Raw genomic sequence first — 18165 nt, forward strand, 5'->3', positions numbered from 1 at the left:
TATCTGGGAAGATTACATGGAAGAATGTGAGAATATAAGGTACACAGAAGGAATGAAGGATCTCTATTCTCACAGAAAAGAAACAATAGAGAGAATCTTTGGAACAGCAAAAGAGAACCACGGATTCAGATATACGCAGATGTATGGCAAGGCGCGGATGGAAATGAAGGTCGCGCTTACCTTTGCGTGTATGAATCTGAAAAAGCTTGCAAGAATCAAGCATGAATGGCGGTTAGAGATGGCCTGATAGAGGCCGTTTCTATCCTTTATTATCAATAAAACACTCGCGAAAAAGAAAAATGGTCTTGAGAGCTACGCTCTCAGGACCACTTTGTCTACAGTCTGAGAGTTTGAGGTATCTCAAACTCTTTCTTGTATTTTAGAAATGTTTATTAATCCATACGTGAATCGTAGATATTACTCTCAAAGAACTTATTATATCCCTGCCAGCCTGGAGCTGTGATGTTGGCAAGAAGTTCTGTGAAGGTTTCCATCTTGGCGTCGGTGTTGTCTGCAAGGTTAAGGGCAACAGCTTCGATGATAGATGGTTTCTTTGGAGAGCCGTATTCGTACTCGCCGTGGTGAGCAAGGATACAGTGCTGGAGCTCCTGCTTGAGGATTTCTGGGAAGCCGTCGATTTGACGAGCTTTCTCACCGACCATCTCTGCGCCCATAACGATGTGGCCAAGGAACTGACCTTCATCTGTGTAGTCATTTACTGGGAAGAGACTGAGCTCTTTGGTCTTACCAATGTCGTGGCAGATAGCTGCTGTAAGGAGAAGGTCTCTTTTTAGAACTGGGTAAGACTTGCAGAAGTAATCACAGAGCTTAGTAACGCTAAGTGTGTGTTCTAAAAGCCCGCCGATGAAGCCGTGGTGAACAGTCTTGGCTGCACTAGACTTACGGAATACATCGATAAACTTTTCATCGTGGATGAAGAACTCTTCAAGGAGCTTTTTAAGATATGGGTTCTCGATGGAACCAATTATTCCAAGGAGCTCTTTGTACATGTCATCGATGTTCTTGCTTGAAACAGGAAGGTAAAGAGATGGATCATACTCACCTTCGTGGCACTTTCTGGCGCGCTTAACGTTAACCTGTATCATACCGTTGAAGCTTGTAACTTCACCAAAAACATCAATGTAATCTGTATCGTCAAACTCGTCGATACCATCACTGTTAGGTTCCCAAACCTTTGCATCAACTGTGCCTGTCTTGTCCTGAAGAGTAACTGAGTAGTACTCTTTACCATTCTTGGTAGTGGCGCTGAGCTTGTGCTTGCACATGTAGATGTCAGCAATGCGATCGCCTGGCTTTAAATCTTTAATGAACTTCATTTAAAAAATCCTCGTTTCTAATACTTCTTTACTTGTCTGTTGTGGAGGCTGAGAGAGTAACTTCAATCTCAATATCTATGTACTCGTTTGGAGCCTGTCTCATAACAGTAATTGTAATTATATCATTAGGTTCGCAACCTGCAAGCTTGCTAACCAAATGTTCATAGGTATCAATAGGAGATCCGCCAAAAGATGTGATGATATCTCCGCTCTGTATGCCTGCGCGCATAGCTGGTGAACTCATTTCTGTCTGAGTCACATAAGCGCCGGCTGGAATTCCAAGGCTTTCCTGAATGTCACTAGGAACTGTGGCACCGTGGATACCAAGGAATGCTCTGTCTTTTTGATTTGAAAGATCTTCGATAAGGCCTTTTAATTCAGTAATTCCGATGGCACTTATCTGATTGGACATGTCTGTTTGATTGTGTGACATATCAATGATTCCAATAACCTGACCGTGAAGATTTATAAGTATTCCTGTAGCAGATGAGCTTCCGTAGATGTCTGTTGTAAGAAGCTTATAATTTGTATCTACAAGGTTTATGGAGCTCTTTTCAGAAGTGATGATTCCGTAGGATACTGAGTCCTGAACGCCTACAGGGCTACCAAGCGCAATGACAGGAGATCCTGTAAGATTACCACCTGCTGAGCTTCCAAGATCAGCTGGCCCAATAGTATTTCGTGTGTCCTGGGTAAGAGCAGCTCTTTTGACACAGATGACACCAAGCTTGGTGATGCTATCCATAAGGCAAAGGTCAGCACTTGCAGTTGCTCCGTCGCAGAAAGTCACGCGGATAGTCTCTGCACCTGAAACGGCAGTTGATGGAACAAGGATAAAAAGATTTGTTCCATTGTCAGCTACGATGAGGCCTGATGTAGAACCGCTTGATTCATAGGAATCGCTAAACCAGTTAGTATCATTAGAAAGAGCTGTGACACTTACAAGGCTAGGCTTAACGGCATCTGTTACGGACTTAAGTGACCTTACCATCTTGTTATAATCTGATGAATCAAAGGAATAAGAAGCAATAGCCTGATCGATCTGATCTTTCTGGCTTTCTTCAAAACTCTGGGCTTCGCTTGCAGCAATCTGATCGTCGTCTACAAACATCTCTTCAGGAGTAAGCTCGTCGCTGGCTGATTCCTGTGGAAGTGTGACTGGATCAGGCTCTTTTTCTGGATAGAGCTTGTCGCTAAAAAGTGGCTGCAATAAAAGGAAAGTAAGACAGGCAACAAAGCCAAAAAGTACTGCCAAGGTGACAGTAATAATGGTGCGCCTTAAGAGCTTTTTCCTGTTGATAGGTCTTTGTTTTATCTTTTCGCTAATAAAATCGGTATTAGCTAGGTTTTCGTTTTTGTTTTCTTCTTGATTTGTTGGCATAGAATACCCCATCCCCATAAAACTACTTGATACATTTCAATATTATACCATAGTTCCCTAAATGCCCCTATCTTTTAAGTATAAGAAGTAGCAAAGAAACTCTTATGATGGTAAACTGTAATTTGGATGATTATGTAACTTTAGACACAGGAAAATAATTATGAATCAGAAAGCTTTACACGTACTAGAATACGACAAGATTATTGAAAGACTTACAGAACATGCGACTTCAGAGCCTGGTAAGAAACTCTGCAGAGAGCTTGTTCCTTCATCTGATATAAAAGAGATCAGAAAGAATCAGGAAAAAACAAAGGATGCTATTTCAAGGATCTTTAAAAAGGGTAGTACAAACTTTGGTGACAACAAGGATTTTCAGGGGATACTTAAGGCACTTAAGATCGGAAGTGCACTGGATATGGCAGCTCTTTTAAAGCTTGCAGCATTTCTTGATAATGTCAACAGAGTTAAGACTTACGGCAGACCTCAAAGGGATAATGAGGAGAGAGACTCTTTATCAGAATCTTTTGAGATGCTTGAGCCACTTACCTTTGTATCAGCTGAGATCAGAAGATGCATCATCTCAGAAGATGAGATGAGTTCTGATGCAAGCCCAGCCCTCAAGCATATCAGACGCGGAATGATGCTGACCAATGACAGGATCCACGAGCAGCTAGGCAAGATCATCAACGGATCAATGAGGACATACCTTCAGGATACTGTAGTAACCATGCGTGGTGACAGATATTGTATCCCTGTAAGAGCTGAGTATAAGTCTCAGATAAATGGTATCGTACACGACCAGTCATCATCAGGATCTACGCTTTTCATTGAGCCTCAAGCAATTGTTGAGCTCAATAATAAGTTAAGAGAAATGATCTTACAGGAAACAGCAGAGATCGAAAAGATCCTTGCTGAGCTCAGCCTCAAGGTTGCAGAGCACGTAGACTCTATCAAGTACAACGCAGATATTATGACTGACCTTGACTTTGTGTTTGCCAAGGCTTCATATGCACTTGAGATAAATGCCATCACACCAGTATTTAATGAGCAGCACGCCTTTGATATCAAGAAGGGAAGACATCCTCTGATTGATAAAGACAAGGTTGTTCCTATCGATGTATACGCAGGTCGCGACTTTGACATGCTGATCATCACAGGACCTAACACAGGTGGTAAGACAGTTACACTTAAGACAGTAGGTCTTTTGACCCTGATGGGACAGGCTGGCCTTGCGATTCCAGCTGGTGACAGGTCTGAACTTTCAGTATTCACAGAAGTTTATGCAGACATCGGAGATGAGCAGAGTATTGAGCAGTCTCTTTCTACCTTCTCATCACATATGACTAATTGCGTTAGCATCTTGGAGAAGGCTGATGAGAATTCACTTTGCCTTTTCGATGAGCTTGGCGCAGGAACTGATCCTACAGAGGGCGCAGCTCTTGCTATATCTATCCTTAATGATCTCCATGAGAGAAAGATAAGGACCATGGCTACAACTCACTACAGCGAGCTTAAGGTATATGCCCTCAACACACCTGGCATCAAGAATGCCAGCTGCGAGTTTGATGTTGAGTCCCTGAAGCCAACCTACAAGCTCCTTATTGGAATCCCTGGAAAGAGTAATGCCTTTGCGATCTCTTCAAAGCTTGGGCTTCCAGACAGGATCATTGAAGCTGCCAAGGAGCAGATCGGTACTGAGGACAAAAAGTTTGAGGATCTTCTTGCAGACCTTGAGAAGAGCCGTAAGACTATCGAGAGCGAGAGCCTTGAGATCGCTCAGTACAAAAAAGAAGTTGAAGAGCTCAAGACTCAGCTTGAGGAAAAGACCTACAAGCTTGATAAACAAAGGGATGAGATCATCAGAAAGGCCAATGAAGAAGCGAGAGACATCCTTCAGGAAGCCAAGGATGTTGCTGATGAGACTATTAGAACCTTTAGAAAAGCCGGACCAGATGCCACAATGCAGGATCTTGAGAGAGCAAGGACCAGCGTAGGACAGAAGATCTCTGACAAGAATAAATCCATTTCCAAGAAGGTTGAAAAACCAAAGGAGACACATCCAATTCTCAAGGAGTCTCAGCTTAAGCTTGGAGAAACAGTCAAGATCGTGTCTATGGGACTTAAGGGAACTATCAGTTCCAAACCTGACAAGGATGGTTACCTCTTTGTACAGTGCGGTATCATGAGGACCAAGGCTAATATCAGAGACCTTGTACTGGTGCAGGATGAAGATGGCAAGGCTGCCATGAAGAAGTTCTATGGCAGAAACACCAGTAGTAGCGGCGGCAAGATGGATCTTTCAAGGTCAGCAAATATCAGGACTGAGATCAATCTTATTGGCAAGAATTCAGATGATGCGCTTGCTGCACTTGATAAATACCTTGATGACGCCTATATGTCACACCTTAATAACGTAAGAGTTGTACATGGTAAGGGCGCAGGCATATTGAGACAGGCTGTTCATCAGTATCTTAAGGGTGTTCCTTATGTCAAATCCTTCAAGCTTGGAGAATTTGGCGAAGGCGATGCAGGCGTGACAATAGTAACGTTTATAAAATAATATTTTGGGGGAAATTATGGCAACTAAGCAGAAGATATTAATTGTAGATGATGACAACAATATCGCAGAGCTCATATCTCTTTATCTGGTAAAAGAGTGCTTTGAGACCAAGATCTGCAACGATGGTGAGACTGCCATCAATACTTTTGACACATTTAAGCCAAACCTTGTGCTCCTTGATCTGATGCTTCCTGGCATTGATGGATATCAGGTCTGTAGAGAGTTAAGAACAAGATCACAGGTACCTATCATCATGCTCTCAGCTAAGGGAGAAGTGTTTGATAAGGTTCTTGGCCTTGAGATGGGTGCTGATGACTACATGGAGAAACCTTTTGATTCAAAAGAGCTGGTGGCTAGAGTAAAGGCAGTTCTTAGAAGATATAAGCCTCAGACTCAGGAAGCACCTGAATCTAACGATAAGGTTGTAAGATATCCTGATCTTGAGATCAACATGACAAACTACTCTGTTACATACATGGGTGAGAGAGTTGATATGCCACCAAAAGAATTAGAGCTTTTGTATTTCCTTGCGGCATCACCAAACCATGTTTTCACAAGAGAGCAGCTCCTTGATCAGATCTGGGGCTACGAATACATTGGAGATACTAGAACAGTCGACGTTCATATCAAGAGACTTCGTGAGAAGCTAAGTGATCATGAGAGTTGGAGACTTGCTACAATTTGGGGAATCGGATACAAATTCGAGGTAATGGAGTAAATGAAGAGAACTCTCTATCTGAAGTTTCTCTTGGCGTACCTTTTGTTTGCCGTCTTTGGCTTTATAGTGGTTGCGACTTTCGTATATAGCATGACCTATGAGCGCATACGAAGAGACAAGACAGACAGCATGTATCAGGTTGCCACGCAGATTGCCAACACCTATGCGGCAGATCTGTACAACAGTGAAACTTCACTTGAAACAGTACACACTCAAATGGTTACATTGTCCAAGTACATGGATAATGAGCCCATATGGATAATAAACCCATCAGGAAGACTGGTTCTTGATTCATCAAGAAATCTTGGGCCTGGGGATGAGATAGTTATCAAAGGCTTTGATCCTTCAGTTCTTGGGGGCTCATATTACACCACCGGCAATTTCTGGGACTCTTTTGACTCAGATGTGGTAAGTGTATTTGCGCCTATAACGGCCAATTACAAGGTTCAGGCTTATGTAGTAATTCACGAACCTGTTTCTGATATTCAGGAGCAGGCCAATGAATTTCTTAACATATCCTACCTGATGCTGATAGTTCTTTTCCTACTGTCTCTTATCATCCTGATCTTCTTCACGGAGCTGGTATATATACCACTTCGCAAGATCACCAAGGCTACAGAGCAGTATGCAGCCGGCAATATGTCCTATGAGTTCTCGGTTGAGTCAGAAGATGAGATGGGATATCTTGCGGCGTCCCTATCATATATGGCAGGCGAGATCGCAAGACAGGAGGATGACCAAAAGAAGTTCATTGCAAATGTATCTCACGACTTCAGGTCTCCACTTACATCTATCCGCGGCTATCTTGTGGCAATGCAGGATGGAACCATACCTCAGGAGATGCATGAGAGATACCTTGGAATTGTAATCAACGAGACAGACAGACTTACTAAGCTCACCAACGAGCTTTTGACGCTTAACAACCTCAACACTAAGGGAATGCTCCTTGATAAATCTGATTTTGATATTAATCAGGTCATCAGGAAAGTTGCAGAATCTTTTGAGGGAACATGCAGAAATAAGAAGATTGCAATCGAGCTGGTTCTTACTGATGATAAGATGCTGGTAAATGCTGACGTAGACAAGATTCAGCAGGTTCTTTATAACCTGGTTGATAATGCTATCAAGTTCAGTCACCACGATTCATCAATCAAGATCGAGACCACAGAGAAGCACAGCAAGGTGTTTGTGTCTGTTAAGGACAGCGGAATCGGTATTCCAAAAGAAGACCAGAAGCTTATCTTTGACAGATTCTACAAGTCGGATCTTTCAAGAGGTAAGGACAAGAAGGGTACAGGCCTTGGCCTTTCAATTGTAAAAGAGATCATAAAGGCCCACGAAGAGAACATCAACGTTATCAGCACAGCAGGTGTTGGTACCGAGTTTATCTTTTCTCTTCCAAAGTCAGCAGTTATGGATGCTGATGATGAGGAATAATAGTAATAAAGGAAGTTAGTTTAAGAATGCATATAGTTTTACATCAGCCTGAGATTCCACAGAATACTGGAAATATCGGAAGAACCTGTGTGGCAACAGGAACAAGTTTACATCTTATCGAGCCTTTGGGATTCAGACTCAATGAAAAAGAGATAAAGAGAGCCGGAATGGATTACTGGGAAAAGCTCGATGTCACAAGATATATAGACTACGAGGACTTCAAGGAAAAGCACCCAGGAGCCAAGATCTGGTACGCTACAACCAAGGCAAAGCGTTCATATACAGATGTTAGCTTTGGAATGGATGACTACATCATGTTTGGCAAGGAGAGTGCTGGAATTCCAGAGGAAATTCTGGTGGACAATGAAGAAAGTTGTATCAGGATTCCTATGGGACATGATATCAGGTCTTTAAACCTTTCTAATTCAGTTGCGATAGTTCTCTACGAAGCCCTTAGACAGAACGAATTCAAGGGACTTGAGACAGAGGGCGAGCTCCACAGACTTCATTGGAAAGAGTAATACAGGTAGGATCAAATGGGAAGTAAGAAAAAAGAAGATGTCAGATATAGCAAAGACGAGCTTCTGACAGTATCCATCACAGATATAGGAAACGACGGAGAGGGCATAGGCAAGATTGACGGCTATACCCTCTTTATTAAGGATGCGGTAATTGGAGACACAGTAAGCGCCAAGATCATGAAGGCCAAGAAAAACTATGCTTACGCCCATCTTGAAAAGGTTATTGAACCTTCGAAGTTTAGACAGGAAGCAAAGTGCCCTATCGCAAGGCAGTGCGGCGGATGTCAGCTTCAGAACATGACCTATGAGAGACAGCTTCAGTTCAAGCAGAATAAAGTAAGGAACAATATCGTAAGACTTGGGGGCTTTGATGGAGATTTCATCGACAGCATAACTGAGCCTATTATCGGCATGGATGAGCCTTGGAGATATAGGAACAAAGCCCAGTACCCAATCGGAACTGACAAAAGCGGCAAGCTTGTTGCCGGCTACTATGCAGGCAGAACCCACAGTATCATACCTGTGGATGATTGCTATATCGGAATAAAAGAGAATAAGGCTATTCTGGACGCAGTATTAAAGCACATGGAAGAAAATGGGATCAAGGCTTATGATGAAGCTTCTGGAAAAGGTCTTGTAAGGCACGTGCTTATTAGAAAAGGCTTTACCAGCGATCAGATCATGGTATGCCTTGTAATAAACTATAAAGGCAGCAAAAAAGCTGGCGCTGAGTTTATTCCAGCACAGGCAAAGCTTGTGGATGCACTTAGTAAGGTTGCCGGCATGACAAGTATTTCGGTTAGCATCAATACTGAAAAGACAAATGTCATCATGGGCTACGAGATTCATACAATCTGGGGAAGAAACACAATATCAGACACTCTCTGCGGCCTTGATTTTGAGATTTCGCCTCTTTCCTTCTATCAGGTTAATCCTGTTCAGGCTCAGAAGCTTTATGAGCAGGCAATCACCTACGCTGATCTATCAGGGAAAGAGACTGTTTGGGATCTCTATTGCGGAATTGGAACCATTACATTATCCATGGCCAAAACTGCAGGGCATGTATTTGGCGTAGAGATCATTCCTGATGCTATAGAAGATGCAAAGAGAAATGCCAAGAGAAACGGACTTTCAAATGCAGATTTCTTCTGCGGTAAGGCAGAAGAAGTGCTCCCTGAGTTTTATAAAAATGGCGGCTACGATGGAGTATCAAGTAATGATGCACTTCACCCAGATGTCATCGTAGTTGATCCTCCTAGAAAGGGATGTGATGAGAAGTGCCTTGAGACAATGCTCAAGATGCAGCCAGACAGGATCGTATATGTAAGCTGTGACTCCGCAACCTTAGCGCGAGACTTAAGAATACTAGCTGATGGCGGCTATGAGCTTAAGGCTGTCAGAGCCTGCGACATGTTCAGCTGGAGTGGGCATGTCGAAACAGTCGTTCTCTTAACGAGAACGACCTGAAAGGGCGTTGGAGTTTAGAGACGACTGTTGTTCCGATATCGCATATATGCGATATTGGAACTTCCTTGTGAAAAAATGAGCGCTTTTTATAAAATTATGCGCTCGCAACCAAATTTAACAAAAAATAGCAAAATATGTAAGCTTCGCTTGGTAGACAGGTGGAGCTTACTTTTTTATGATTGAGAAAAATGTTAAAATATTTGGCAAAGGTGGTAGAAATATGAGGAAGGTGTACTTGGATAATATTCGCTGGATAACAGTAGTGCTGGTTGTCATCTATCATGTAATCTACATATTCAACGGTGTAACACAACATGGCATCATCGGACCTTTCAGTAAACATCAGCCCCAGGATACATATCAGTACATTGTATATCCTTGGTTCATGTTACTTCTGTTTGTGGTATCCGGCATGTCAGCCCACTATGAACTAATTAAACGAACAGAAAAGGAATTTATCAGCGTAAGGACGAGAAAATATCTTGTACCATCAACAATCGGCCTTCTGGTTTTCGGCTGGATTCTTGGCTATTACAACATGCTGATGTCTGGTGCATTTAATTCCATGAACAACGTACCGGGGCCAATCCTTTTCCTGATAATGGCAGTCAGCGGCTCAGGTCCTCTGTGGTATATTCAGATGCTTTGGCTCTTCAGCCTGATACTGGTACTGATCAGAAGAATTGAAAAAGACAGATTCTATAATATCTGCGGGAAAGCAAATCTTTTGACACTTATACTTCTTGTCATACCCGTATACGGAGCAGCGCAGATACTTAACACACCGATAATAGTGGTATACAGATTCGGTATTTACGGACTGGGCTTTTTGATCGGCTACTTTGTACTGTCCCATGAGGTCGTGATGGATCGACTTGGTAAAAACTGGCTGTTATTAAGCGTCCTTGCCTTCGCATCCTGCATAGCCTTTGTGATTTTATATAAAGGTCAGCCTTATCCGGATCACGTGGTTCTGGACACGATCATGTGCAATGTATACGCATGGTTTGGAACTCTCGGTATACTTGCCTTCATGAAAAAATGGGGGAATTTTGAGAATGCTTTCTCAAAGTGGATGTGCCGAAAATCATGGGGCCTCTACGTATTCCATTATCTGATGATAGCGGTCAGCGGATGGTATCTGCATACATTATGTCCGTTCCTTGCCCCTGTCATCGTATACCTGTTGGTTGCAATAGCAGCATTCGCAGGCTCCTACCTTCTGTATGAAATCATGAGCCGCATTCCTTTCATAAGGTGGTGTGTTCTGGGAATAAAAAAGGAGAAGAAAGAATGAGTTTTGCAGACAATCTTATGGAATTAAGAAAGCTTAATAACCTGTCACAGGAGGAAATTGCAGAGAAGATAGGCGTATCCAGACAGACGCTTTCAAAATATGAGACCGGAGAGTCGCTGCCGGATATAGAGAGATGTAAGATGCTGGCTGACCTCTTTGGTGTAACAATGGACGACCTTATATCATATGAAAAGAATGATTCGGACAACCTGGGATATGCTATACCACCGAAAGGAAAACATATCTTTGGAATGGTCAAAGTGGGAGATAAGGGTCAGATCGTCATTCCTGCCAAAGCAAGAAAGATCTTCGATATTAAAACAGGCGACAATCTGATTGTCCTCGGAGATGAATTCCAGGGGATAGCTCTTATTAAGGAGACGGGCCTTCTCGGTCTTATCAACAGTGCGAAAGAAAGTATAACTGACTAAAAGAATGTAGGTGAAAGATGATGAATAATGTACGTTTAAGCTTCGGTGAAAGTGCCGGAGCTTTTTCTTTGAAATAGTGTTGACAAAATGTAAAGCAGATACTGCTGAAGCTTGAGAAAAAGACAATGAAAAAGTTGTTTAAGACATTTCTTACGATAGTAATCATATTTGCATTGGTAATCATCTTTACATTTGCCGTGGTTAGTATTCGGATGACAGGACAGGTAAAGGCTTTGAGCTGCTTTCTTGTTGTGCCAAAAACCTGTTGACACTAACGCGGTGGAATGATACTCTTGTGTCACAATAATATTGGCACGAGAGGGAAAGTATATGATTACAACATTTGAAGCTGCATTAAAAAGGATCAAAGAACTTGAGGAAGAAAACTCAAAGCTCAGAGAAGAGCTTGAATATTATAAAAGCAAAAAGTTTGCTGGAAGACAAAAGCATGATGAACATTGGATGCAATCATATAACGAATTTGCTATTCAATACGAAGGTGGAATGACAATAATGGAGATTGTAAATAAGGGCGAAATAAGCCGCAGAACGGCTTATAGGTATAAGGCTTATTATGATGAACTAAGGAAGTTGCAGGAAAAGGACAATAAAAAGGAATTGTAAAAAAACGATTGCAATTTGTGACCATAAAAAATAAGTAGTTGGAGATTAAAGATGGGAATAAAGGAAAAAGAAGAATTAGATAACACGGAAGATGAAGTAATTGAGATTACAGCGGCGTTACTAAATAAAAAACTTTATGAAGTCCGGGGATTCAAGGTTATGCTGGATACAGACCTTGCTAAGATATATGGATATGAAACAAAAAACTTTAATAGGCAAGTGAAGAACAACGCCGAAAAGTTTGAAGGCGATGAGTTTATGTTCCAATTGACGAAAGACGAATATGATGAAATCTTGAGGTGCAAAAATTTCACCTCAAGTTGGGGCGGTTCTCGATATGTCCCATATGCATTCACTGAACAAGGCGTATATATGTTGATGACAGTGCTAAAAGGCGACTTGGCAGTAAAGCAAAGTAGGGCATTGGTACGTACCTTCAAAAAGATGAAAGATTACATAATTAGCAATCAGAATCTTATAAGCCAGCGAGAAATGATGCAGCTTTCCATGCAGACGGCAGAGAATAAGATGGAAATAACAAAGCTTCGCATGGATCTTGGCTCTGTGGAAAAGCAGATGTCTGATGTCATGGACCAGCTAGGAGATGTTGTCACCAAGTCAGATTTAGCAGATATGATGAATGGTTTTGTAAATGACACCGATAACGGCTGGCTTATGTACAATACCAAGTATTGCAGTGCTGATATAGCATATTCGTCCATTTATAGTCAGGCAAAGAAGTCAATCTATCTGGTTGATAATTATATAGGCCTTAGGACGCTAGTGCTTCTTAAGAATGCTAACGCAAACATTGAAATCAAGGTGTTCAGTGATAATGTTGGTAATGGAAAATTACATAATGTAGAGTACAAGGATTTTTGTAAAGAGTATCCGGCAATAAAAATTACAATGCAGCGTACTGGTGGAGTGTTTCATGACAGGTTTATCGTGTTGGATTACGGAACAAAGAATGAGAGAGTTTTCTTATGTGGTGCATCTTCTAAGGATGCCGGAGCAAGAATAACAAGTATCGTTGAAGATTTTGGAATACAAAAGTATGAACCTATCATACAAAAGTTATCGAAAAATGCGACTTTAGTTCTTCCGTAAGCCAGTAGCGTAGATGTACAATGGATAAAACGGTTCATTGGAGATAAAAATATGACATTGGAAATTCAATCCAAACTATTCGAATTACAAGACAAGAAATATAGAGATTTTCAAAGTGGCCTCATTCCTGGTGTTGATGGATTTGAGGCTATAGGCGTGCGCACTCCGGAACTTAGGAAGTATGCAAAAGAGCTTGTGAAAAGAGAAGGCATAGAAGAGTTCTTGAACGGCCTTCCTCATAAATACTTTGATGAAAATCAATTACAGGCATTTATCATCTCAGAGATTAAAGATTTTGATAAGTGCATGGAAGAGCTTGAAAAGTTTCTCCCCTATGTAAATAACTGGGCAACCTGTGATCAGATGTCTCCAAAAGTTTTCAAGAAGCATAAGAGTGAGCTCCTAAAATCCATAGAAAAGTGGATGAAGTCAAAAGAGACTTATACCATAAGGTTCGCTATAGGAATGTTGATGCAGCACTTTCTTGATGAAGACTTTGATCCTAAGTATCTAAAAACGGTAGCAAAAATAAAATCAGACGAATACTACATAAACATGATGATTGCCTGGTACTTTGCAACAGCCCTGGCTAAGCAGTATGAGGCTACCATACCTTATATCCAGGAAAAGAAACTTGATAAGTGGGTTCATAACAAGACGATACAGAAGGCGATTGAAAGTTATAGAATAACAGCAGAACAAAAAGAATATTTGAGAACGCTGAAGATAAAGTAAAAAGTGCGTGCATCGTTGTGATGCACGCAGTTTATTATTTCTTCGCAAGTATTGTGTACCATTCTATATCTTCGAATGGAAGCATTGGAGCATATGATGGGAAATTAAAGAGTTGTATTTCATTGTATCCAAGTTCTGTGAGCTTATCGGTAATAAGCTGTTTTGAAACTGGATTATAATGCTCCTCGAAAATTTCCTTTTTGTAAATCTTTGAGTCTTTCTCAAACGTATACAACAGATTGAAGGTCATAGTTCCATCTGAATTGTAATCCCAAACCTGTGTGAAATTGACTCTGTCACCATTTACAAAGAATGGATTATACAGATAAAAGCGATTTCTTTCTTTTAAGATCTTGTCCCAGTTTCTGGTGTCGATGTAGATGAAACCATTGTCTGCAACATGTTTATCCATCTCTTCTAGTACATGACAGACATCTTCGTTAGATACATATGCAAGAGCATTACCTGTACTTGCGACAATATCAAACTTTTGATTTCCCCAGCATGAAAGATCTCTAAAATCAGCGACCTTTAAGTTTGGAGTAAAGCCTTTATCAGATATCTTTTTGGAACAACTATTTAGCATGGTTTCACTAAGATCTGATCCGCTAAGTGAAATGCCTAAATCTAAAACTGGTAATGTAACACTTCCAGATCCAATGCTGATATCTAGCATGGAGATTATCTCTTTGCCTTCAAAAAGATGTTTCCAGTGCTTTTTGTAAGCGTTATATCTGTTCTCATCTTCAAGAAGATCGTAGATTTCTGAATGATCGTATATGCTTCCCATGATGTCAAACCTCCTTAAAGTGCCATATCTCCTTCTTTTACCCAGCCAAGCTTCTTGACACCTGCGTTTATCACAAGTGAGAAGATTGCTGGAAGGATGATGCAAACCATAAGAAGTCCGATCCAGTCAAAGGCTGTGATAGCACTCTTAGTACCATCAAGTACTCCGTTTACCCATCCTGTGTAAACACCGATAGGGCCAACAAGTCCGCAAGTACCCATACCTGATGAAACAGGAGCTCCGTTCATCTCAAGCTTAAAGAGACATGTTGCAATAGGTCCAGTGATTGCAGAAGCAAGTGTTGGTGCGATCCAGATGCGTGGATTCTTGATGATGTTACCCATCTGGAGCATTGATGTTCCAAGGCCCTGTGATACTAGGCCGCCCCATTTGTTTTCCTTAAATGAGATAACTGCAAAGCCAACCATCTGAGCACAGCAACCTGCTACAGCCGCTCCGCCAGCAAGTCCTACTAATCCAAAGGCTGCGCAGATAGCTGCAGAAGAGATTGGAAGTGTGAGGGCTACGCCCACAAGAACTGAAACAGCAATTCCCATGAAGAATGGCTGAAGTTCTGTTGCCTTCATAATGACATCTCCGAGCCACATTGCAAGCTGTCCAAGTGGAGGTGCAATCAGCCAAGAGAAGAATATTCCAGTTGCGATAGTAACGAGTGGAGTAACTAAGATATCTATCTTTGTCTCTTTTGACACAGCCTTACCAAATTCAGCTGCAAGAATAGCGACAAAGAGAACTGCCAGAGGACCGCCTGCTCCGCCAAGGGCGTTAGCAGCAAATCCAACAGTGATCATTGAAAAAAGTACAAGTGGTGGGCACTTAAGTGCAAAACCAATAGCTGTAGCCATTGCAGGTCCGCTCATTGCAGATGCAAGTCCGCCGACGGTGTATTCTTTGCCAGCAATAGTGGCTACTGTGTTTAATAAAAATGGTATGTTGAACTGTTTGCCGACTGTGTCGATGATAGTTCCAATGAGCAGTGAGCAGAAAAGTCCCTGAGCCATTGCTCCAAGCGCATCAATACCGTAGCGCTTAAGTGAGATTTCGATGTCTTTTCGTTTTAAGAATTCCTTTACCTTTTCCATACTTTCTCCCTGTAAATACATGTATTTTTACTACACATCTTCACGATTATACTATATCCTATAATAGATAACTATAGTAATATTAAGGGCTGATGGCACTTTTACAAGGATAAAGGTACTAAAATGAAAGAACAACTGATAATAGTTTCAATAATTGTGGCAGTCATATTACTGTCGACGATCATATTTCTTTTGATAAAAAGGCGTAGACTTCGCCCTCTTCCAATGGATGAGATGGAAGGGCACGACTTTGAATACTACTGTGCAGACCTTTTAAAAGACAACGGCTTTTTGGAAGTCGAAGTTACAAAAGGTAGCGGCGACTTTGGAGCAGATATCCTGGCTGAGAAGGATGGCATTACCTACGCATTTCAGTGTAAATGCTATGATAAGCCTATTGGCGTTAAGGCAGTTCAGGAGATATATGCCGGAAGAGATTACTACGGCAGGATGGTGGGCGTTGTCATGACCAATCAGTATTTCACTCAGCCTGCGGTAGAGCTTGCCCAGAAGCTTAACATCATGCTCTGGGACAGAGGCTACGTAGATGGAATGGAGATCCAAAAAGGAAGAACAAAATGAAGATTACTATAAAAGATGATTTTGATCTTAAGAAAATTGCAGATAGTGGCCAGTGCTTCAGGTTTAATGAATGCGAGACAGAACCTGGAACCTTTAGCGTAGCAGCACTTGATAAACACGTATTTGTAAAAGAGCTTGGAAATTGCGAGTATGAATTTAGCTGCAGCAAAAAAGAATTTGATGAATTTTGGAAGAACTATTTTGACCTTGAACTGAGCTACGCTGACATCAGAGGACGAATTAGCAAAAAGAAGGACATCTATTTATATAATGCATCTGAATATGGCAAGGGTATCAGGATCCTTAGACAGGACCCTTGGGAAATGCTTATTTCTTTTATCATATCTCAGAGAAAAAACATTCCGGCTATCAAGGCCTCTATTGAGAAGCTCTGCGCCATGGCAGGAGACCTCATAGCAGAAGATGAGAGAGTGGGAAGGATATATTCATTTCCTACACCAGAGAAATTAGCAGCTCTTTCTCTAGATAAGCTTGGTAGCTGCAGCCTTGGTTACAGAGATAAGTATGTAAAAAAGGCAGCAGAAGATGTGGCAAGTGGTCTAGTTGATCTCTCTTCTTGGGATAAGCTGTCTGATGTGGAACTTATGGAAGAACTTTTAAAGCTTTTTGGTGTTGGAGTTAAGGTTGCTAACTGCGAGATCTTGTTTGGATATCACAGGCTAGATGCTTTTCCAAAAGATGTATGGATCAACAGAGTGCTTGAAACCAAGTATCCAGAGGGCTTTGTTTTTGAAAGATACGCGCCATACAACGGCGTGATGCAGCAGTATCTCTTTTTCTATTCCAGAAATGATGGACTTGTAAAAGACAAATAAGGAAATTTGTACATATACAACTTTACAAATTTGTATATATTACTGATTGATTTTAAAAACTCGTGAATTTATGATGATTATGCTTGGATTAGTAAATTGCTGACAAAAGTGCAAAAACGATACAAGTTCTAGGGGAGAATACAACTTTTGGCTAAGTACGAGAGCGTAATCGAATGGATAAATTCAAATATAGATAATGGAACTCTTAAGCCTGGATCTAAGATCCCGTCTGAGAATGAGCTGTGTGAGATGTTTGATCTTAGTAGGCAGACCATCAGACATGCTATCGAAGTCATGGCTGGAGATGGCCTGTTAGAGAGCCGCAGGGGAAGCGGAACTTACGTGGCTGACCAGAGGGCAGATGACAGTCTTCGTTCAGTTGTGGCAGTAGTTACAACTTACGTTGATGATTACATCTTTCCTAGTACCATAAGGGGCATAGAGAGTACCCTTAGTGAAAAAGGTTATTCAATTCAGATCTCTTTTACCAACAACACGGTCAACAGGGAGAGGCAGATACTCCTTGATGTATTAGATAGAAAAGATATAGCCGGTATCATCATGGAGCCGGTAAAGAGTGCACTTCCAAATCCAAACATGGACTTGTACAAGAGGATAGTTGGTCGGGGGATAAAGGTTCTTTTCATAAACAGCTTCTATCCGGAGCTGGATCTTCCACACGTTTCTATAAATGATGAAGAGTGTGCCTACAAGGCGGTCAAGGCGCTGATTAATGCTGGGCACAAAGATATAGGATGTATCTTGAAGCTAGATGATGGTCAGGGACGCGAGAGGTACAGAGGGTATCTTAGGGCGGTGACGGAGTTTGGGCTTCCTTTTACCTATGACCACGTGAACTTCATCGACACGATAGATATCAAGGACGGAGCAAGGGCTCTTTCCAGGGTAAAAGAAAGACTTAAGGGCTGTTCAGCTGTCTTTTGCTATAACGATCAGGTGGCTGGCATGCTGATGCAGATACTGTCGGAGGATGGATTGAAACTTCCTGATGACATGTCGGTAATTGGCATGGATGATTCAGATATAGCGAGAATGGGCGTTGACGGAGTTATGATCTCGTCAATACCTCATCCCAAGCACAGGCTTGGCGAAAAAGCTGCTCAGAATATGATAAGACTCATACATGAGCAGAAAGTGACGTTTAATGCAACTTACGAATTTTCTGAGGATGTGATACTTAGGAATTCGATAAAAGAAAAATAAAAAGAGAGGAAA

At 41.5% G+C, this 18165-nt stretch carries 18 protein-coding genes; 14 read left to right on the forward strand and 4 right to left on the reverse strand.

What is annotated here, in order from left to right:
- On the forward strand, positions 1-247 hold a 247-nt coding region (locus BLS24_RS14400), incomplete at its 5' end, for a transposase (RefSeq protein WP_442857230.1).
- 145 nt (positions 248-392) lie between these two features.
- Here BLS24_RS14400 and BLS24_RS14405 read toward each other — a convergent pair.
- Both BLS24_RS14405 and BLS24_RS14410 read right to left on the reverse strand, forming a co-directional pair.
- Positions 393-1337 (reverse strand): 3'-5' exoribonuclease YhaM family protein, encoded by a 945-nt coding sequence (locus BLS24_RS14405; protein WP_091760729.1) that lies wholly within the window; start codon positions 1335-1337, stop codon positions 393-395.
- A gap of 28 nt (positions 1338-1365) precedes the next feature.
- Positions 1366-2718 carry a S1C family serine protease gene (locus BLS24_RS14410; protein ID WP_176764451.1) on the reverse strand — a complete coding sequence of 451 codons (1353 nt, stop codon included), beginning with the start codon at positions 2716-2718 and terminating at the stop codon, positions 1366-1368.
- 160 nt (positions 2719-2878) lie between these two features.
- On the opposite strand from BLS24_RS14410, the gene BLS24_RS14415 reads away from it, so the two are divergent.
- The 10 genes from BLS24_RS14415 (at position 2879) to BLS24_RS14460 (ending at position 13618) form a co-directional block, all read left to right on the forward strand.
- Positions 2879-5278: an endonuclease MutS2 gene (locus tag BLS24_RS14415; protein ID WP_091760734.1), complete on the forward strand. Its 2400-nt coding sequence runs from the start codon at positions 2879-2881 to the stop codon at positions 5276-5278.
- 16 nt (positions 5279-5294) lie between these two features.
- Positions 5295-5996 carry a response regulator transcription factor gene (locus BLS24_RS14420; protein WP_091760737.1) on the forward strand — a complete coding sequence of 234 codons (702 nt, stop codon included), beginning with the start codon at positions 5295-5297 and terminating at the stop codon, positions 5994-5996.
- Positions 5997-7433: a HAMP domain-containing sensor histidine kinase gene (locus BLS24_RS14425; RefSeq protein ID WP_091760740.1), complete on the forward strand. Its 1437-nt coding sequence runs from the start codon at positions 5997-5999 to the stop codon at positions 7431-7433.
- Between the two features lie 26 nt (positions 7434-7459).
- On the forward strand, positions 7460-7954 hold the full coding sequence (gene trmL / locus BLS24_RS14430) for a tRNA (uridine(34)/cytosine(34)/5-carboxymethylaminomethyluridine(34)-2'-O)-methyltransferase TrmL (RefSeq protein WP_071177265.1): 495 nt from the start codon (positions 7460-7462) through the stop codon (positions 7952-7954).
- 15 nt (positions 7955-7969) lie between these two features.
- On the forward strand, positions 7970-9421 hold the full coding sequence (gene rlmD / locus BLS24_RS14435; protein WP_091760742.1) for a 23S rRNA (uracil(1939)-C(5))-methyltransferase RlmD: 1452 nt from the start codon (positions 7970-7972) through the stop codon (positions 9419-9421).
- A 175-nt stretch (positions 9422-9596) separates the two neighbouring features.
- The gene (locus BLS24_RS14440; RefSeq protein ID WP_176764452.1) at positions 9597-10718 is read left to right on the forward strand and encodes an acyltransferase family protein; all 1122 of its coding nucleotides are present in this window, start codon (positions 9597-9599) and stop codon (positions 10716-10718) included.
- Positions 10715-11149, forward strand: coding sequence for a helix-turn-helix domain-containing protein (locus BLS24_RS14445; protein ID WP_091760745.1), 435 nt, complete (start codon positions 10715-10717; stop codon positions 11147-11149). The genes BLS24_RS14440 and BLS24_RS14445 overlap by 4 nt, the downstream gene beginning before the upstream one ends.
- A 330-nt stretch (positions 11150-11479) precedes the next feature.
- Positions 11480-11773, forward strand: a complete 294-nt coding sequence (locus BLS24_RS14450; protein WP_091760747.1) for a resolvase — start codon at positions 11480-11482, stop codon at positions 11771-11773.
- 51 nt (positions 11774-11824) lie between these two features.
- The gene (locus tag BLS24_RS14455; protein WP_091760749.1) at positions 11825-12883 is read left to right on the forward strand and encodes an ORF6N domain-containing protein; all 1059 of its coding nucleotides are present in this window, start codon (positions 11825-11827) and stop codon (positions 12881-12883) included.
- A gap of 51 nt (positions 12884-12934) precedes the next feature.
- Positions 12935-13618 (forward strand): DNA alkylation repair protein, encoded by a 684-nt coding sequence (locus BLS24_RS14460; RefSeq protein WP_091760753.1) that lies wholly within the window; start codon positions 12935-12937, stop codon positions 13616-13618.
- Between the two features lie 34 nt (positions 13619-13652).
- Here BLS24_RS14460 and BLS24_RS14465 read toward each other — a convergent pair whose 3' ends face one another.
- Both BLS24_RS14465 and BLS24_RS14470 read right to left on the reverse strand, forming a co-directional pair.
- Complete coding sequence (locus BLS24_RS14465; RefSeq protein WP_091760756.1) at positions 13653-14408, reverse strand: class I SAM-dependent methyltransferase; 756 nt, start codon at positions 14406-14408, stop codon at positions 13653-13655.
- 14 nt (positions 14409-14422) lie between these two features.
- Positions 14423-15511, reverse strand: a complete 1089-nt coding sequence (locus BLS24_RS14470) for a PTS sugar transporter subunit IIC (RefSeq protein WP_091760761.1) — start codon at positions 15509-15511, stop codon at positions 14423-14425.
- Positions 15512-15634: 123 nt separating this feature from the next.
- Between BLS24_RS14470 and BLS24_RS14475 the strand changes: the two genes are divergently transcribed.
- The 3 genes from BLS24_RS14475 to BLS24_RS14485 all read left to right on the forward strand — a co-directional run bounded on the left by BLS24_RS14475 (position 15635) and on the right by BLS24_RS14485 (position 18153).
- Positions 15635-16093, forward strand: coding sequence for a restriction endonuclease (locus BLS24_RS14475; protein ID WP_091760765.1), 459 nt, complete (start codon positions 15635-15637; stop codon positions 16091-16093).
- Positions 16090-16929 (forward strand): DNA-3-methyladenine glycosylase family protein, encoded by an 840-nt coding sequence (locus BLS24_RS14480; protein WP_091760768.1) that lies wholly within the window; start codon positions 16090-16092, stop codon positions 16927-16929. The genes BLS24_RS14475 and BLS24_RS14480 overlap by 4 nt, the downstream gene beginning before the upstream one ends.
- Positions 16930-17076: 147 nt before the next feature.
- Positions 17077-18153 carry a GntR family transcriptional regulator gene (locus BLS24_RS14485; protein WP_091760770.1) on the forward strand — a complete coding sequence of 359 codons (1077 nt, stop codon included), beginning with the start codon at positions 17077-17079 and terminating at the stop codon, positions 18151-18153.
- Positions 18154-18165: the final 12 nt, after the last annotated feature.

The sequence above is a fragment of the Butyrivibrio sp. INlla18 genome (genome assembly GCF_900103635.1).
Taxonomy (GTDB): Bacteria; Bacillota; Clostridia; order Lachnospirales; family Lachnospiraceae; genus Butyrivibrio.

Excerpts from the sequence above, each read along its gene's own strand:
- BLS24_RS14420 (WP_091760737.1), top strand. The coding sequence starts at position 5,295 with ATGGCAACTAAGCAGAAGATATTAATTGTAGATGATGACAACAATATC.
- BLS24_RS14475 (WP_091760765.1), top strand. The coding sequence starts at position 15,635 with ATGAAAGAACAACTGATAATAGTTTCAATAATTGTGGCAGTCATATTA.
- trmL (WP_071177265.1), top strand. The coding sequence starts at position 7,460 with ATGCATATAGTTTTACATCAGCCTGAGATTCCACAGAATACTGGAAAT.
- BLS24_RS14465 (WP_091760756.1), bottom strand. The coding sequence starts at position 14,408 with ATGGGAAGCATATACGATCATTCAGAAATCTACGATCTTCTTGAAGAT.
- BLS24_RS14450 (WP_091760747.1), top strand. The coding sequence starts at position 11,480 with ATGATTACAACATTTGAAGCTGCATTAAAAAGGATCAAAGAACTTGAG.
- BLS24_RS14405 (WP_091760729.1), bottom strand. The coding sequence starts at position 1,337 with ATGAAGTTCATTAAAGATTTAAAGCCAGGCGATCGCATTGCTGACATC.
- BLS24_RS14415 (WP_091760734.1), top strand. The coding sequence starts at position 2,879 with ATGAATCAGAAAGCTTTACACGTACTAGAATACGACAAGATTATTGAA.
- BLS24_RS14455 (WP_091760749.1), top strand. The coding sequence starts at position 11,825 with ATGGGAATAAAGGAAAAAGAAGAATTAGATAACACGGAAGATGAAGTA.
- BLS24_RS14440 (WP_176764452.1), top strand. The coding sequence starts at position 9,597 with ATGATTGAGAAAAATGTTAAAATATTTGGCAAAGGTGGTAGAAATATG.
- BLS24_RS14460 (WP_091760753.1), top strand. The coding sequence starts at position 12,935 with ATGACATTGGAAATTCAATCCAAACTATTCGAATTACAAGACAAGAAA.
- rlmD (WP_091760742.1), top strand. The coding sequence starts at position 7,970 with ATGGGAAGTAAGAAAAAAGAAGATGTCAGATATAGCAAAGACGAGCTT.
- BLS24_RS14480 (WP_091760768.1), top strand. The coding sequence starts at position 16,090 with ATGAAGATTACTATAAAAGATGATTTTGATCTTAAGAAAATTGCAGAT.
- BLS24_RS14470 (WP_091760761.1), bottom strand. The coding sequence starts at position 15,511 with ATGGAAAAGGTAAAGGAATTCTTAAAACGAAAAGACATCGAAATCTCA.
- BLS24_RS14410 (WP_176764451.1), bottom strand. The coding sequence starts at position 2,718 with ATGCCAACAAATCAAGAAGAAAACAAAAACGAAAACCTAGCTAATACC.
- BLS24_RS14425 (WP_091760740.1), top strand. The coding sequence starts at position 5,997 with ATGAAGAGAACTCTCTATCTGAAGTTTCTCTTGGCGTACCTTTTGTTT.
- BLS24_RS14445 (WP_091760745.1), top strand. The coding sequence starts at position 10,715 with ATGAGTTTTGCAGACAATCTTATGGAATTAAGAAAGCTTAATAACCTG.